The organism is Arthrobacter sp. 35W (genome assembly GCF_000482545.1).
Taxonomy (GTDB): Bacteria; Actinomycetota; Actinomycetes; order Actinomycetales; family Micrococcaceae; genus Specibacter.
Genome location: NZ_KI519454.1, coordinates 1,192,988 through 1,207,868 on the forward strand (window position 1 = coordinate 1,192,988; position 14,881 = coordinate 1,207,868).

The 14,881-nt window shown below is 62.9% G+C and carries 12 protein-coding genes; 11 read left to right on the forward strand and 1 reads right to left on the reverse strand.

Annotation, left to right across the window (positions count from 1 at the left end):
- Positions 1–148: 148 nt before the first annotated feature.
- The 3 genes from K254_RS26305 (at position 149) to K254_RS0105060 (ending at position 2,347) form a co-directional block, all read left to right on the forward strand.
- Positions 149–277 (forward strand): hypothetical protein, encoded by a 129-nt coding sequence (locus tag K254_RS26305; RefSeq protein ID WP_269209003.1) that lies wholly within the window; start codon positions 149–151, stop codon positions 275–277.
- A 6-nt stretch (positions 278–283) separates the two neighbouring features.
- Entirely contained in the window at positions 284–1,450 is a 1,167-nt protein-coding gene (locus tag K254_RS21855) for an MFS transporter (RefSeq protein WP_051388856.1), read from the forward strand.
- Positions 1,451–1,503: 53 nt separating this feature from the next.
- A protein-coding gene (locus K254_RS0105060) for an IS5 family transposase (RefSeq protein ID WP_155848538.1) occupies positions 1,504–2,347 on the forward strand; the annotation gives its coding sequence in 2 pieces (ribosomal slippage) (positions 1,504–1,809 and positions 1,811–2,347; 843 coding nt in all).
- A 939-nt stretch (positions 2,348–3,286) separates the two neighbouring features.
- Here K254_RS0105060 and K254_RS21860 read toward each other — a convergent pair.
- On the reverse strand, positions 3,287–4,045 hold the full coding sequence (locus K254_RS21860; protein WP_051388858.1) for a FadR/GntR family transcriptional regulator: 759 nt from the start codon (positions 4,043–4,045) through the stop codon (positions 3,287–3,289).
- A gap of 257 nt (positions 4,046–4,302) precedes the next feature.
- Between K254_RS21860 and K254_RS0105070 the strand changes: the two genes are divergently transcribed.
- From K254_RS0105070 to K254_RS0105105, 8 genes are all read left to right on the forward strand, one after another.
- Positions 4,303–5,928, forward strand: a complete 1,626-nt coding sequence (locus tag K254_RS0105070; protein WP_026554447.1) for an ABC transporter substrate-binding protein — start codon at positions 4,303–4,305, stop codon at positions 5,926–5,928.
- A gap of 140 nt (positions 5,929–6,068) precedes the next feature.
- Positions 6,069–7,025 (forward strand): ABC transporter permease, encoded by a 957-nt coding sequence (locus K254_RS0105075; protein ID WP_196810879.1) that lies wholly within the window; start codon positions 6,069–6,071, stop codon positions 7,023–7,025.
- Positions 7,022–8,992, forward strand: coding sequence for a dipeptide/oligopeptide/nickel ABC transporter permease/ATP-binding protein (locus K254_RS0105080; RefSeq protein WP_026554449.1), 1,971 nt, complete (start codon positions 7,022–7,024; stop codon positions 8,990–8,992). The genes K254_RS0105075 and K254_RS0105080 overlap by 4 nt, the downstream gene beginning before the upstream one ends.
- Positions 8,989–10,041, forward strand: a complete 1,053-nt coding sequence (locus tag K254_RS0105085) for an oligopeptide/dipeptide ABC transporter ATP-binding protein (protein WP_051388859.1) — start codon at positions 8,989–8,991, stop codon at positions 10,039–10,041. The genes K254_RS0105080 and K254_RS0105085 overlap by 4 nt, the downstream gene beginning before the upstream one ends.
- A 57-nt stretch (positions 10,042–10,098) precedes the next feature.
- Entirely contained in the window at positions 10,099–11,190 is a 1,092-nt protein-coding gene (locus K254_RS0105090) for a Gfo/Idh/MocA family oxidoreductase (protein WP_026554451.1), read from the forward strand.
- A gap of 2 nt (positions 11,191–11,192) precedes the next feature.
- Complete coding sequence (locus K254_RS21865; RefSeq protein WP_035749022.1) at positions 11,193–12,212, forward strand: Gfo/Idh/MocA family protein; 1,020 nt, start codon at positions 11,193–11,195, stop codon at positions 12,210–12,212.
- Positions 12,209–13,294: a Gfo/Idh/MocA family protein gene (locus K254_RS0105100; RefSeq protein WP_051388861.1), complete on the forward strand. Its 1,086-nt coding sequence runs from the start codon at positions 12,209–12,211 to the stop codon at positions 13,292–13,294. Before K254_RS21865 ends, K254_RS0105100 begins: the two co-directional genes overlap by 4 nt.
- Positions 13,295–13,369: 75 nt before the next feature.
- Entirely contained in the window at positions 13,370–14,503 is a 1,134-nt protein-coding gene (locus tag K254_RS0105105) for a Gfo/Idh/MocA family protein (RefSeq protein WP_026554453.1), read from the forward strand.
- Positions 14,504–14,881: the final 378 nt, after the last annotated feature.

Sequence of the window (14,881 nt, forward strand, 5' to 3'; positions counted from 1 at the left end):
AAGCCAAGTTGAATGAATATCGGGCCGATTAGCACAGCATATCCGGACCCAGAGGGTGCCCTAGGGACCCCTTCATTCGACCAGCAGCCCTCCCCTAGGCTCCGGCTGTATCGATGGCAAGACCATCGTCGAGACGCAGAAAGAACTCATGTCAACCCTCATACCCATGGACAGTGGACCTGCTCGTAAAACCGCCATCCTGGCCATAATTCTCATCAGCTTCTTCATGGTGATCCTGGACAACTCGATCATCTTCACCGGACTGCCTGCCATCTAGGAGTCCATGCAATTCACGGAAACAGGACTGGCCTGGGTGCAGTATGCCCACACCCTCACCTTCGGAGGGTTCCTCCTCCTTGCCGCCCGCGCTGGCGACATCTTGGGACGTCGACGCCTGTTTATCGTCGGGCTCGTGATCTCTACTGTTGCTTCGATCCTTGTCGGGATTGCGGCGGAATCGACCTTCATGATTGCGGCGCGAGCATTCCAAGGCATTGGATCGGCCATCGTGGCACCCACGTCCCTTGCCCTGCTCCTGGCGACGTTCGACGAAGGCAAGGAACGTTCGCGTGCCGTCGCTCTCTACGCGGCGGTTGCCGGCATCGGCGCAAGCATTGGCCTGATCATTGGCGGGGCGTTCGCTGAGCTCATTTCTTGGCGCGCAGGATTTTTCCTCAACCTGCCTATCGGCATCGTGATGCTGATCCTCACCGCCCACTACGTCAATGAACTGCCGCGCAAAAAGGGACATTTTGATGTTTTCGGTGCAAACTCTTCGACGCTGGGACTCGGGGTGCTCATCTTTGGGATCGTCAATACGGCCGTGGAAGGCTGGGACGACCCTGCAACAATCATCGCTCTTGCAGTTGGAATGATTCTTCTGGTGATTTTCGTCGTGAACGAATGGCACGTCCCGCAACCGATCATGCCGCTGCGGCTTTTTGCCAGCCCCCTGCGGTCCGGGGCATTGGCCATCCGCCTGCTGTACATGGGTGCCTTTATTGGACTCTTCTACTTCACCACCCAATATTTCCAAGGTGTCCTCGGCTGGACCGCGCTCCAGGCCGGGCTGGGTTTCCTTCCCATGACCGTCGTCAATTTTGTAGTTGCCACGGCCGTCACCCCTGTGGTTCGCAAAGTTGGTCCACTCTGGACCCTGGCACTTGGAGTCGGGTCCACCCTTGCGGGAATGGCATGGCTGGGAACGCTTAATGCGGACACGGACTTCGTTGCCGGCCTGGCCATACCCATGATGCTCATTGGAGCAGGGCAGGGGCTCGCGCTTGCGCCGATGACTGATTACGGCTTGCACGGGATACACCCAGATGATGCGGGGGCCGCCTCCGGGCTGGTCAATACTGCACAGCAGCTCGGCCTGTCGATCGGGCTTGCAGTCCTAGGGCGTGTTTCCTTATCCCGGATATTCGGGTTTGCCATGATTGACGGGTGAGTTCTCGCTATTCCGTGTTGTCCGATGCCCAGTGGGAGTTCATTGCCCCGCTGATGCCCAATTCCTCGGGCAGGTCCGGCCGGCCGTTCAACGACCACCGGCTGACGACCGAGGGGATCATCTACCGGTACCGGGCGGGGATCCCCTGGAGGGACCTGCCCCCGCACTTCGGGGCGTGGCAGTCCGTATGGAAGCGCCACCGCCGCTACAGCCTGGACGGGACCTGGGACCGGACGCTCGCGGCGTTGCTGACCCGTGCCGATGCCGCCGGGCTGATCAATTGGGAGGTGTCGGTGGATTCCACGGTCAACCGCGCCCACCAGCACGGCACCAACCTGCCCCGCCACACAGGGGGGCCTGTCGAATCACAAGAATCTGCTCACCGAGCCTGAGGACCATGCCATCGGCCGGTCCCGCGGCGGGCTGACCACGAAGATCCACGCCCTGGTGGACGGCAACAAGCGTCCCCTGGTCCTGCTCCTGGGGCCGGGGCAGGGCGGGGATGCACCCATGTTCGAGAACCTCATGGAGGCGCTTGCGGTCGAGCGGGAGGGGCCCGGCCGGGCCCGCACCCGCCCGGCGCGGGCCATGGCCGACAAGGCCTATTCCTCCCGGGCGATCCGTTCGTACCTGCGCGGGCGGGGCATCCAATGCGTCATCCCCGAAAAGGACGACCAGAAGGCCAACCGCCAACGCAAGGGCTCCGCGGGCGGGCGTCCCGTCACCTACGACAAGGAGGCCTACAAACGCCGCAACGTCGTCGAGCGCAGCTTCAACACGCTCAAGGAATGGCGGTCCCTGGCCACCGGCTACGACAAAATGGCGCTCACCTACCGTTCAGCCGCCGTTCTGCACGCCGTCGTCATCTGGAGCGCAGCATTAGAAGACACGCCCTAGTAGTGCCTGGATACCCTGTTGGTTGAGCCGTCCGCGGGCCAATTGGACGGTATGCGCGACGATGAAATGGCCGCGATCAGCGGGTCTGCCCACGGTTGTGACTCGGTGGGCGGTTGGGCGGTCGCGCCGGGGTGGCACTGCGACACGAGGGGTTTGCAGCTGACATCTCCGGAGAGCCCATATGGCTGCCGGAAGCTCAAGAGGCGAGTGTGCATAATGTGCACACACTTTGCCGTCGGACTCGTCCGTACCGGTGCCGGACTGCCCCGGATTCGGCATGTTTCCTGAAGTCCCCAGCGTTTGCAGGGGCGGGAATCCGGTTCGAGTTACACCTCGGGCACAGTGTTTCCCCAGGTCAGGGGCCCTTTGGGCCTGGGCCTGTGGACAAAACCCGCCAAAGTGTTGACGCGAAGTCCGGTTGGCGAGGTCTATGGGACCGAATCTATGGACCCATAGCGTGTGGGATCCCTTGGCCGCTGATCATTGCGTCCCCTCGATTTCCGAGATCTGTGCTTCATATAGCTGCCCTACAACTGTTCATCGTCGAAATGGCCATGAGCAACATGATGTGGCACGAACCATTCACGACTACGTGTTCACCGGCGTTGACCTCCCGGTGGCGTCGGAGGCCCACAGTGTTCCTCGGACGCGGCCTGACGTAGTCAACTTCACTCGACCACCGAGCAACGACCTCGGAGCTGCCCAGCCCATCCGCACCTCTGCTGGCTATGGATTGCTGGCGCTCTGACCCAGATGCCCGAGCTGGCCGCTGCCATTCGGCTGACTCTAGCGCCAATAGTCCCCGGACTTTCGCGGCGCTCCAAGGACTATCAATGGCCACTGGAAGGCAAGTGCGCTCTCCTGGCTTTTGCCGGGCGCACGGTCGCGACGGCGCCCGAGTCGGCCAGTGTTGAAGAGGGCAATCCTAGGCCTGGAGAATCAGGGACGATCCGTGTCGGGCCGAGGCGTGCTCGCCAGCTTCTGGACCTGCCCGCGGAGCGGTTCGTAGCGGTCCAGAATGGCAGCCTGGTAGCGGCGGCCGCGCGAGTGGAGCGCCATCTCGTACATGGTCCTGTGCGTTTTGGCCGTCTCCAGCAGTTCCTCCTGGCTGGGGGTCCTGATGGTGTTGGCCACCGTGGAGTGGACCTCCCACAGGGCTGTTCCGAGCTGCTTTGCCAGCTTGTTGCCGGCGTGGCCCAGCAATTGCTGGTGGAAGCGCTTCTCAGCGGCGACCACGCCGGCCGGGTTGTTGGCAGCTGCATGGGTGTCCATTGCGGCCAGCGTTTCCTCAATGGCGGGGTCCGGAGTTTGGGCCAACCCGGCCATGACGTGGTCCGTCAGGGCAATGTCGAAGGCCTCGCGCAGGTCGATGAGGTCGTCGATGACTTCCAGATCACCCTGGCTGCTAAGTAGTCCCTTGAAGATCAAGCTCTCGATGGTGCCGGCAAATGACATCTGGCCGACAAATGTCCCGTGGCCATGGCGGATCTCGATGATGTCCAGGGCGGCCAAGGTCCTCAGAGCCTCGCGGACGCTCGAGCGGCTGGCGCTGAGGATCTCCGCCAGATCTGTCTCGCTGGGCAGTGGATCACCAGGGAGCATGCGCTTGTCGAGGATGTAGCGCTTCAGCCTGTCCGTGAGTGTCTCCCGCTCATTCGCGGGTGCAGCCCAGCCACCGGCGTCCGGGTGAGTGCTCATGGTGTCTTCTCCTCGCCTTGCATGTGTCCACCATCCGATGGGCATTCCTTCGATACAGCTAAGTACACCACTGTCCTACGTCTTCGAGCTAGTCCTCAGACGTACGAGGACCAATGATTGCCGAAAAATGGCCATTTTTCGGCAATTTCATGATTTGGCTTGACGTAGATCACGTTAATCATCAACGATAGGTCCTACGTCGTCAGACTTCTGGAAGTCAGTACCACCCACCCGACCTCAACCCGAAGGACTAGAGCATGCGTGACACAACCGAGCACCGCGGCCTCGACCGCCGTGCATTCTTGAAGTACACCGGCCTCATCGGCGCTGCGGCCACACTGACGGCAGGGGTGGCCGCATGCGGCGGCCCCAAGTCCAGTGGTTCCGTTGGCGGCAGCGCAGCGGCCCTGAGCCACATGGACGTGGCCATCGGCTACAACAACAACAGCAGCTGGGATCCGCTGAACACGGGATCGGCCTTTGCCATGGCAGCCCACAACCACATCTATGAAGGCCTTTGGGATGCCGAAGCCGTCACTCGCGCCCCCTACGCCGCCCTGGCCAGCGAGATGCCTTCCGATCCGAAGGCCACCGAATGGACGGTCAAGCTCCGTGCCGGTGCCACCTTCCATGATGGCAAGCCGGTCACCGCCGACGATGTTGTCTACTCCTTCGGTCGTGTACTGGACACAAGCAAGAAGGTCCTCACAAACGCCTTCTTTGCTTCGTGGCTGAACGGGGTCACCAAGGTCGATGACACCACGGTGAAGATCTCCATGAAGTTCCCGTTCGCGTCGGCCGTTCAGCGCTTCTCAATTGTCAAGGTCATGCCCAAGCACGTGTTCGAATCCAAGGACGCTGACTTCCTCAAGCAGGGCAAGAACGCGATCGGCTCCGGCCCCTTCAAGGTCAAGGCCCATCAGGACACCTCGTTCACCTCGTTTGAAAAGCATGAGGGCTACAACGGCGCCCTGAAGCCGACCTTCACGTCCATGCAGTGGAACGTTTCGGTTGACGCCGCTGCCAGGGTGGGGCTGCTGACCTCGGGCACCTCCGGAGTCCAGATTTCGGACAACATCCCCCAGGACAACATTGATTCCCTCAAGGGAAAGGGTCTGAGCGTTGAAGGCGTGGACAGCATGAACCTGCTGGGGTTGGTCTTCAATACCAACAAGGCACCGTTCAACGACAAGCGCGTACGCCAGGCGCTGCGCATGGCCATTGACACGCAAAAGCTGATTGACGTTGCCATCGCAGGGAAGGGCACGCCGTCGACGTCGTTCCTGCACACCAAGAGCCCGGAATACCACAAGGCGGCAACCCAGTACTCCTACAACCCCGACAAGGCCAAAGCACTGTTGGCGGAAGCCGGCGTCGCAAACCTCGCCGTGACACTGCTTTCCACCAACATCTCTTGGACCAAGGCGGCGGTGAACACCATCAAGGAAGGCTGGGACGCCGTGGGCGTGGCCACCACCCTCGATGTGCAGGAGACGGCGGCCTTCAATTCCAAGGTTGCTGCGGGCGAACCGGTGGATGCCTTGACGTTCGCGGGCAACCCCAACCAGTTTGGTGCCGACGCCGATCTGAACATCCGCTGGTTCTACTCGAACTCCAACACGTTCCTGCCCTGGAACAAATGGGGCGAGACGGCGGAGTTCAAGGCCCTGGACGCCCAGCTGAACGCGGCCATCCAGGCCACAGATCCGGCCGACCACACGGCAAAGACCAATGCCGCCCTGGACACCATCGCTGATGAAGCTGTGATCTACCCGGTGATGCACATGCAGCTGTTCACTGCCTGGGACCCCAAGAAGATCGACGGCGTCAAGGCATTGGACATTCCCGGAGTGAACCTTCTCAAGGCCACCCGCACGGCCTAACACGTCGCCCCCTCATCGTTTGCCGGGGTCTTGGTAGGACAGGGCTCCGGCAAACAACGAGTGTTTGCCGGGGCCCCGGTGGGACTGGGCCCCGGCAAACACCTCCTTCGCACCCCAACCCTAAGGATTCCGCAGTGGTAATGGTTCTACGGCTGCTTGGACGACGTGTCATCTCGCTGGTGCCGCTGGTTCTGGGCATCATCCTCTTCGTCTTCACCGTCATGCAGTTCTCCAAGACAGACCCGGCTGTTGCCGTCTTTGCCGATGCGCCGGTGTCGGCAGACCAGCTGGACCAATTCCGCGAAGAACACGGTCTCAACCAACCCTTTTTCGTGAAGTACTTCGTCTTCGTGGGGTTGATCATCCAGGGCCAGCTGGGCAAGAGCCTGGCCACCGGAGAGACTGTCGTCAACATGATTTCCACGGCCCTGCCGTTGACACTCCAGCTGACCTTTCTTGGTCTGGTCATTGCGCTCGTGCTGGCGTTCATTCTCGGCACCGTTTCGGCCATCTACCGCGACCGCGCCCCAGACCAGATCATCCGCGTCATCACCCTGCTGGGCGTGGCCGCACCATCGTTCTGGATCGCGCTTCTGCTAGTCCAGTGGCTGGCCATCGAGAACCCAATCTTTCCCTCCAGCCGCTACATCAACCCCGGCGACTCGTTCACCGGCTGGCTGCAGAGCATGACACTGCCGGCACTGTCCCTGGCATTTCCCATCGCCGCCCAAATGACCCGCATCATCCGCACTTCCATGGTGGAGGAACTCGACCGGGACTATGTCCGCACTGCCCGCGGTGGGGGACTGCACCCCGTCGTGGTGGTGGGCCGCAACGTCCTGCGCAACGCCTTGATCAACCCCCTCAATGTCCTGGGACTGCGCGTTGGGTACCTGATGGGAGGAGCCGTAGTGATCGAGCAGATGTTCAACCTGCCGGGCATGGGCCAGATCATGATCGACGCGGTGAAGAACAATGAGCCGGCCATCGTCCAAGGCGCGGTCCTGACCATCGCATTGGGCTTTGTCGTCATCAACCTTGTCGTCGACATTCTCTCCATGATCGCCAACCCCCGTCTGAGGAGCCACACATCATGAGAAAGCAGCTCACCAAGCGCCTTTCGCAGCCCGGGTTCAAGCTCGGCAGACTCACCGTCTCGGGCTGGATCGCCGTCGTCGTCATCACGCTGGTGGCGCTGGGCGCCATCTTTGGGCCCATGATCATCACAGCCGATCCGAACCTGCAATCGGTGGCGCCTGACAAGGCCCCCAGCTGGGCACACCCCCTGGGACTGGACGGCCAGGGCCGCGACCTGCTGGCCCGGTTGGCCACAGGGGCGCGCTGGTCGCTGGCCATCGGCCTCGGCTCGACACTGCTGGCGTTGGTGGCCGGCGCCGTCATTGGTTCTATCGCCGCCACCAGCCGCAAGGTGGTCGATGAAGTCATCATGCGGGTTCTGGACATCATCATGGCGTTTCCGGGCATTGCCCTCGCCGCCGTTCTGGTGGCCGTCTTTGGCCGTGACCTTCCGGTCCTGATCGCTGCAATTGGCTTCCTCTACACGCCCATGGTGGCGCGCATTGTCCGGGCCAACGTGCTGGACCAGTACGGTGAAGACTACGTAGCGGCCGAGAAGATCATCGGCGCCAGACGGCTCTTCATCATCACCCGGCATGTGGCCATCAACTGCGCCGCACCAATTCTGGTGTTCTGCACCGTCCTGGTGGCGGACGCAATCGTCTTTGAAGCTTCCCTGTCCTTCATCGGAGCAGGCGTGCAGCAGCCCTACGCCTCCTGGGGCAGCGTCATCGCCGACGGCAAGGAACTGCTGATGCTCGGCGGCTGGTGGGCCACCACCTTCCCCGGCATCCTGATCTTCCTCACAGTGGTATCCCTCAACATCCTCTCCGAAGGCATCTCCGACGCCCTGGCCGCACCCACGGCCAAGGCCTCAAAGGCCGCGGTGACGGCACACAAGGCCGAAGAGTCGGAGGCCAAGGAAGCGCAGGCCGCCGCAGAGGTGGTGGATCTTCCAGGCTTGGTGGCCGCCGCCGCGCGGATCAAGGGCCGGCTCAAGGACTTCTCAGCATTGGAACCCGTCCTGAAGGTGCAGGACCTCACCATTTCCTTCCGCGACCGCCACAACGGCGTCAACGTGGTCAACGGAGTCAACTTCGAGGTCAGGCCCGGCGAAGTCCTGGGCTTGATCGGCGAATCCGGCTGCGGCAAATCCCTCACCTCCCTGGCCATCATGGGGCTGGAGCCGCGTGGGGCACAGATCGGCGGTTCCATCCTGTTCCAGGGACAGAACCTGCTTCAGATGAAGGCATCCCAGCGCCGGGCTCAAATGGGCCACGGCATCTCGATGATCTACCAGGACGCGCTCTCGTCGCTCAACCCGGCCATGACCGTCCGCGCCCAGCTGGGCCAGTTTGTCCGGCGTGGCGGGAAGCGCAGCTGCGAAGAACTGCTGGAACTGGTCAATCTGGACCCGCAGCGAACCCTCAAGGCGTACCCCCACGAGCTCTCCGGTGGACAGCGCCAGCGCGTGTTGATTGCCATGGCCTTGTCCCGGGAACCCAAGCTGATCGTTGCCGACGAACCCACGACGGCGCTGGACGTGACGGTCCAGGCCCAGGTCATGAAGCTCCTGCTGCGGCTCAAGGACGAGTTGGGCTTCGCACTCGTGCTCGTCTCGCACGATCTGGCGCTGGTCTCCGACATTGCCGACCGCGTTGTGGTCATGTACGGCGGCCAAGTGGCCGAGGCGGGCTCCATTGACGCCGTCGTCGGCCAACCGGCCCACCACTACACCCGAGGACTGCTTTCCGCCGTCCTGTCCCTGGAAGCAGGGGACGAATCGCTTACACAAATTAAGGGGGTCGTTCCGTCGCCGGCGAATTTCCCCGCCGGATGCCGGTTTGCCGACCGCTGCCCACTGGCCACGGCCCTCTGCCGGACCGTGGAGCCACCAGTGAGCAGGACCCCGGAAGATCATCTGGTGGCATGCCACCATCCGGCCATTGACCTGGCGGAATCTTTGAAAGAGAAGGCACTGATATGACCGAGCCGCTCACCCGCACACCACCGACGTCGGTGTCGTCACCAACGCAAACGCCCGTCCTCGAATTGACGGACATCCATGTCCGGCACCAGATCAAGGGATCAAGTTTGCTGGGCAAGGAAACGGTGTACGCACTCACCGGGGCCAACCTGAGCGTCGCCGCCGGCGAAACGGTGGGCATCGTGGGCGAATCCGGTTGTGGAAAGTCCACCCTGGCGAAAACCATCGTCGGCCTGCAAAAGCCGTCCGAGGGTGAGGTCCTGTTCAACGGTGCCCCGCTGTGGCAAATGACCGATGCGCACCGCCGGACGGAGTTTGGCCGCAATGTGGGCATGATCTTTCAAGATCCATCGACGGCCCTCAACCGCCGTCTGCCCATCCGCCGGATTCTGCGGGACCCGTTGGATGTCCACGGCATCGGAAGCGGCAGCAGCCGCGAGGAGCGCGTGCGGGAACTGATGGACCTTGTTGGCCTGCCAACCAGCGCCGCGGATGCCCTTCCCACGCAGTTGTCCGGCGGCCAGCGCCAGCGCGTGGCCATCGGACGGGCGCTCGCGCTTGGACCGTCGCTGCTGGTGGCGGACGAGCCCACCTCGGCCCTGGACGTCTCGGTGCGCGCCCAGATTCTGAACCTGCTGCTGCGCCTGAAGGCGGAGATGAATCTGGCGATGATCTTCATCTCCCATGACATCCAAACCGTGCGGCGCATGAGCGACCGCATCGTCACCATGTATCTGGGCAGGATTGTCGAGGAGGTGCCGTCGGCGCTGACGCCTGGGGGAGTGGCACATCCATACACCAAGGCCCTGCTCTCGGCCACGCCCAGCATCCTCGACGAGATCAACCCGATCAGCCTTGAGGGCCCCGTTCCTTCAGCGGTCCGGCCGCCATCCGGCTGCCCCTTCCGCACGCGCTGCTGGAAGGCGAGTGCGGAATGCGCCGGGGAGATGCCGCCACTGTCCATCCTCAGCCGGGAGCCGCTGCATACGCTGCGGTGCTACCACCCGGTGGGGGACGGCGCCTCCGCCGCCGGCCCGGCGTCCGGGTAGCAGCACCCTCCCCACTTGAATCCTTGAAACTTTCCCACCTTCTTGAAGAGGCACACCATGAGTCTTCCTCCCATCCGCATTGCCGTGCTTGGATCCGGGTTCTTCGGCACCACCCTGGCCGTCGCCTGCACCTCGCACGACGCCTTCGACGTTGTCGCCATCTGCGACCTTGACCTTGCTTCGGCAATCGAACTGGCCGCGCGTGTGGACGCCAGGGCGCTCGGCCATCCCGATGAGTTGGCCGTGGCCGACGACGTCGATCTGGTCATGATCGCCACACCGAACCACACCCATGCCGCAGCGGCCATTTCCTTGCTCAAGGCCGGCAAGAGCGTCTTCGTTGAGAAACCGTTGGCCATCACGGGCCTGGACGCACTGGCCGTGGTTGATGCCGCCAGGGAAAGCAGCGGCAAACTCATCGTGGGCCATGTGGAACGGACGATGCCCGGCATCAAGAGGATGTTCCACGCCGCGCGCTCCGGCTCGCTCGGCACCCTGCTGGAGGGGTATGGCAGCCGCGCCCGGCTGGTCCACGTCCCCGACGGAACGGAGAGCTGGTGGAAGCTTGACCGCAGCCGCAGCGGTGGCGAGATGCTCCACGAGATTCATGAACTCGACCTGCTGACCTGGATCTTTGGCGAACCGGTGGACATCCGCGCGACGGTGGGCGCACCCCAGCGCGCCGGTGCGCACCTTGAGGACAGTGTCCACAAGACCACCTTGAAGTTTGCCTCCGGCGCCGTGGCCCACCACGAATTGTCGACGTCGGCCCACGTGCCGGACTGGCGTCTGCGCGTCTCCGGATCGGCGGCTGCACTGGAGGCAAACCTGCGCACCGGCGTCGTCAGCCAGTTCACCGATGGCCGGTTGACAGACCGCTGGGGCATCTTTGATTCCGAACCGGCCAACGCGTCGCTGAAGGAGTCGGCAGAGCAGCCCCAGGCCTACGGCCTCCCCGGGGCGGACAGCCCGCTCTGGATGCAGGCGGCCGTTGACTGTGAATTGGCGGAAATCGCCGCCGCGATGCGCGGAGAGGACAGCGTGCTCGTTGATTCCCCCGCAAGGGCGGTCCTGGCAGCCACCGAGGCCATATCCCAGGCCGAAGCCGCCCGGTCCGGCGCCGCAGCCGTCTCCTTGGCCGGAGTCTAGGGATGGCCAGCACAGTAGCCATCATCGGCAGCGGCAACATCGCACGGGACCATCTGGCAGCGCTGCGGCAGAATCCGGAGGTGGAAGTAGCCTACGTCTACGGCTCGAACTTGGACCGCGCGGCGTCGCTTGCCGCCCTGTATCCAGGCGCCAGGGCCACAACGGACATCCGGCAGATCCTCAACGATCCGGCCATCACGGCCGTCGACATCACCAACGCGACCCCGGACCACGCCCGTTTCACCATTGCTGCCGGCATGGCGGGCAAGCACGTTCATGTGGAAAAGCCCGCCGCGCTGAACCTTGAGGATCTTGATTCCATGGTGGCCGCCACCGAGGGCCGCGGGCTGAGCCTGATGGTCGGCCAAACCGTCCGGTTCCAGCCCTCCATCGACACAATCGCCCAAGCCATCCAGAGCGGCGACATCGGCACCCCCCGACTCACCCACGTCAGCTGGTACACCGGGTACGTATGGCCCGGTGGCTGGCGCGGATGGCAACTCGACGCCGCAAAGTCGGGCGGCCATCCGGTGCACAATGGCAGCCACTGCATCGACCTGGCCGTGTGGCTGCTGCAGCGGACCCCGGTACGGGTCTTTGCCCGTTCGTTTCCCAGCTACGCCGCCCACATGCCTGTCCACGACAGCTTCCAGCTCACGGTGAAGTTCGACGACGGTTCCCTCGCCTTGCTTGAGATCTCCTACTCGCTGCGCAAACACGCGGATGTGCTGCGCCGGATCGTGGTGGCCGGCTCGGGCGGCACACTGGCCCACAGCACAACCGACGATCCCGGACTCACCAGTGATGGGGCGCGGCCGGCGCCGAGTTCTGTCGAAAATGCGATGACTGCGCAACTGCGCCATTGGGTGGATGTGGTTGAAGGGCGCGCCGAGCCCATCGTCAAGACGGCCGAGGTTCGTGCTGCGCTCGCCACCGGGTTGGCCGCGCAGGAGTCTCTGGACACAGGCCGGGCCATCAATCTGTCCATTCCGTCCATCCACGAGAAAGCGATGAACCGATGACCAGTCACGAACCGGCCCAGGCTGTCCGGCCCAAGCTCCGTGTGGGCTTCCTGTCGGGCGTCCGCCATGCCGTGCCCTATGCGGAGATTCTGGTCGAACTTGCCGATGCCGAATTGGTGGGCATTGCCGAAGCCCAGGATGCACCGGCGTGGATGCATGAGGACTCTGCCGCAGCTGCCAAAAGTGTGGGGATCCCGTACTTTGATTCGCTGGAGCCACTTCTTGATGCCCAAACTGTTGACGCAGTGATCATCTGCAGCGAACCCACCCGCCATGCGGCACTTGCAGCCCGCGCGCTGGCTGCCGGTTTGCATGTGCTCGTCGACAAGCCCATTGGCGCCAGCAGCGTGGACATCGCCGGCCTCGCTGCGGCCGAGGCCAATTCCTCCGGATCCTTGAGCGTCATCAACCGATTGCAGTCACCGGCCGTCCAGCGACTGCGGCGTTGGGTGGATGCCGGCAGCATGGGGCTGCCACTGCATGTGGATGTCGAGTGGTTTGCCAGTGGCGCGCATTTCGCCACGTCGGTGGAACGTCCGGAACTGGTGGTAGACCCGCACCTGTCCGGCGGTGGAGAAATCCTGAACTTCCTGCTGTACCCCGTGGACTACATCCGCTTCCTGACTGGGCTCGAGGTGCTGGAAGTCCATTGCGAGGCGGCAACCCTTTTCAGTGAGCTGCACCAAGACGGCGGCGTCGAGGACTGTGCCATTGCCTCGCTGCTGCTGGAGAACGGCGTAACCGCCACAGTCACCATGGGCCGTGTTCCTGCGGCACCGGGGCTCGGTCCGGTGTCCTCCACCATCAGGATTCTTGGCTCCCACGGCAATGCCAGCTCCGACGACGACAAGCCGCAAGTCAGTCGGTTTGACACCTCCGGCGGGGTTTCGGCTCTGCCGGTTGAGGGGCCGAGTTCGGTTGCCATCCTGCGCCGCATGCTCAGTGGGTATGTGCAGGATCTGCGCACCGGCACACGTCCCGCCTACGGTCTCCGGGAGGCCGCAGCGAGTCTTGCCGTCATCGACGCTGCCTATGCTTCCGTCGCACAGGGGCAGCCCGTCCGTATCAACAATGGGGCCTAGCCGGCGGCTTCCGGCAGTCTCCCGAATACCCAACACTTTCAACTTCTCCACGCATTCACCTGAAAGGAATCTCCCATGTCTGAGGTCCGCTACGGACTTGTCGGTGCCGGCTACTTCGGCCTGGCCATCGGCCGAGCCTTGCTCAAACTTCCCTCGGCTTCCATCAGTTATGTCTTCGATCCCAACAACTCCGCGAAGGCTGCCCTTGACCTGGGCGCCCGGGAAGCGTCTTCCATTGAGGATCTCTGCTCAAGCGATGACGTTGACGCCGTGATTGTCGCCTCTCCCAACTGGGCCCATGCCGAAGCAGCGATCGCAGCGGCGGGCCACGGCAAACACGTTTTCTGCGAGAAGCCGATTGCCCTGAACTACGCGGACTGCGAACGCATGATCGCCGCATCGTCAGATGCCGGCGTCGTATTCATGGCTGGGCACGCCATGAACTTCATGAGCGGAGTGCGGCGAGCGAAGGCGCTTATTGCCGACGGCGCCATCGGGGATGTCGTTTTCACCCGAGCCGTGCGGAACAACTGGGAAGGCGTCCAAGGGGATGTCACGTGGAAGAAGCGGCGTGACCTTTCCGGCGGACACCTTTACCACCACATCCATGAACTGGATTTCGTGCAGTCCATCATGGGACCCGCCGTCGTGGCCACGATGACCGGCGGCAATGTTGCACACCAGGGAGCCGGATCCGGTGACGAAGACGACCTTCTGCTCATGACGTTGGAGTTTGGCAACAACACCTTCGCGGCCCTCGAGTACGGTTCGGCCTTCCGTTGGCCCGAACACTACGTGCTCATTGAAGGCACCCAGGGTGCCATCCGCATCGACCTTCAGGACACCGGTGTCGAGCTGCGCACGCCGGAGTCGACGGAGACGTTTCTCCTGCACCGCACCCTCGAGGAAGACGAAGACCGGACGGCCTTCTACAATCGGGGTGCTGTCGACGGCGGCGTCCTGTTCGGCAACCCGTCGATCGAACCGCCGCTCTGGCTGTGCGGGGTCATCGAAGAGGAGCTCGCCTATTTCCATGGACTGATGTGCGGTGGGGCGGCCGTTGCCGAGTTTTCCGCGCTGACCGATGGCACCGCTGCCGCCGCGTCCATTGCTACAGCAGATGCCCTGAGCTTGTCGCTGCGGGAGGGGCGCAAGGTCCTGGTTTCAGAGATCACCGGCCGAGGGTTGTTATCCCGCAGCCGGAGCTGATTACCTCGACTTCCTCGGAGGGTGTTGACAATGTCAACGCCCTCCGCCGTCGGACCCGGCCGAACCGGTGCCGGACTGGCCCGGATTCGGCATGTATCCGTGACTTTCCTGTGTTTGCAAGGCTTGGAATCCTGTTCGAGTCCCACCTCGGGTATAGTGTTTCCGCAGGTCGGGGTCTTTTGAACATGACCTGTGCATAAAACCCGCCAAAGCGTTGACACGCAGTCCGCTTGGCAAGGTTTTTGGCCCGGTTAAAGGGTTCTTGGCGTTTGGGTTGCGATGGTTGCTGATCATTGTGAATCCTCGATTCCTAAGGCCCGGGTTCGGTTTTCTGCCGGATACCTATGCATCCTGGAATCCGGGGCTTGCGGCATGATG

Bases quoted from the DNA above. Each gene is read 5' to 3' on its own strand.
- K254_RS21865 (WP_035749022.1), top strand. From the start codon at position 11,193: ATGGCCAGCACAGTAGCCATCATCGGCAGCGGCAACATCGCACGGGAC.
- K254_RS0105075 (WP_196810879.1), top strand. From the start codon at position 6,069: ATGGTTCTACGGCTGCTTGGACGACGTGTCATCTCGCTGGTGCCGCTG.
- K254_RS0105100 (WP_051388861.1), top strand. From the start codon at position 12,209: ATGACCAGTCACGAACCGGCCCAGGCTGTCCGGCCCAAGCTCCGTGTG.
- K254_RS0105105 (WP_026554453.1), top strand. From the start codon at position 13,370: ATGTCTGAGGTCCGCTACGGACTTGTCGGTGCCGGCTACTTCGGCCTG.
- K254_RS21860 (WP_051388858.1), bottom strand. From the start codon at position 4,045: ATGAGCACTCACCCGGACGCCGGTGGCTGGGCTGCACCCGCGAATGAG.
- K254_RS21855 (WP_051388856.1), top strand. From the start codon at position 284: ATGCAATTCACGGAAACAGGACTGGCCTGGGTGCAGTATGCCCACACC.
- K254_RS26305 (WP_269209003.1), top strand. From the start codon at position 149: ATGTCAACCCTCATACCCATGGACAGTGGACCTGCTCGTAAAACCGCC.
- K254_RS0105080 (WP_026554449.1), top strand. From the start codon at position 7,022: ATGAGAAAGCAGCTCACCAAGCGCCTTTCGCAGCCCGGGTTCAAGCTC.
- K254_RS0105085 (WP_051388859.1), top strand. From the start codon at position 8,989: ATGACCGAGCCGCTCACCCGCACACCACCGACGTCGGTGTCGTCACCA.
- K254_RS0105070 (WP_026554447.1), top strand. From the start codon at position 4,303: ATGCGTGACACAACCGAGCACCGCGGCCTCGACCGCCGTGCATTCTTG.
- K254_RS0105090 (WP_026554451.1), top strand. From the start codon at position 10,099: ATGAGTCTTCCTCCCATCCGCATTGCCGTGCTTGGATCCGGGTTCTTC.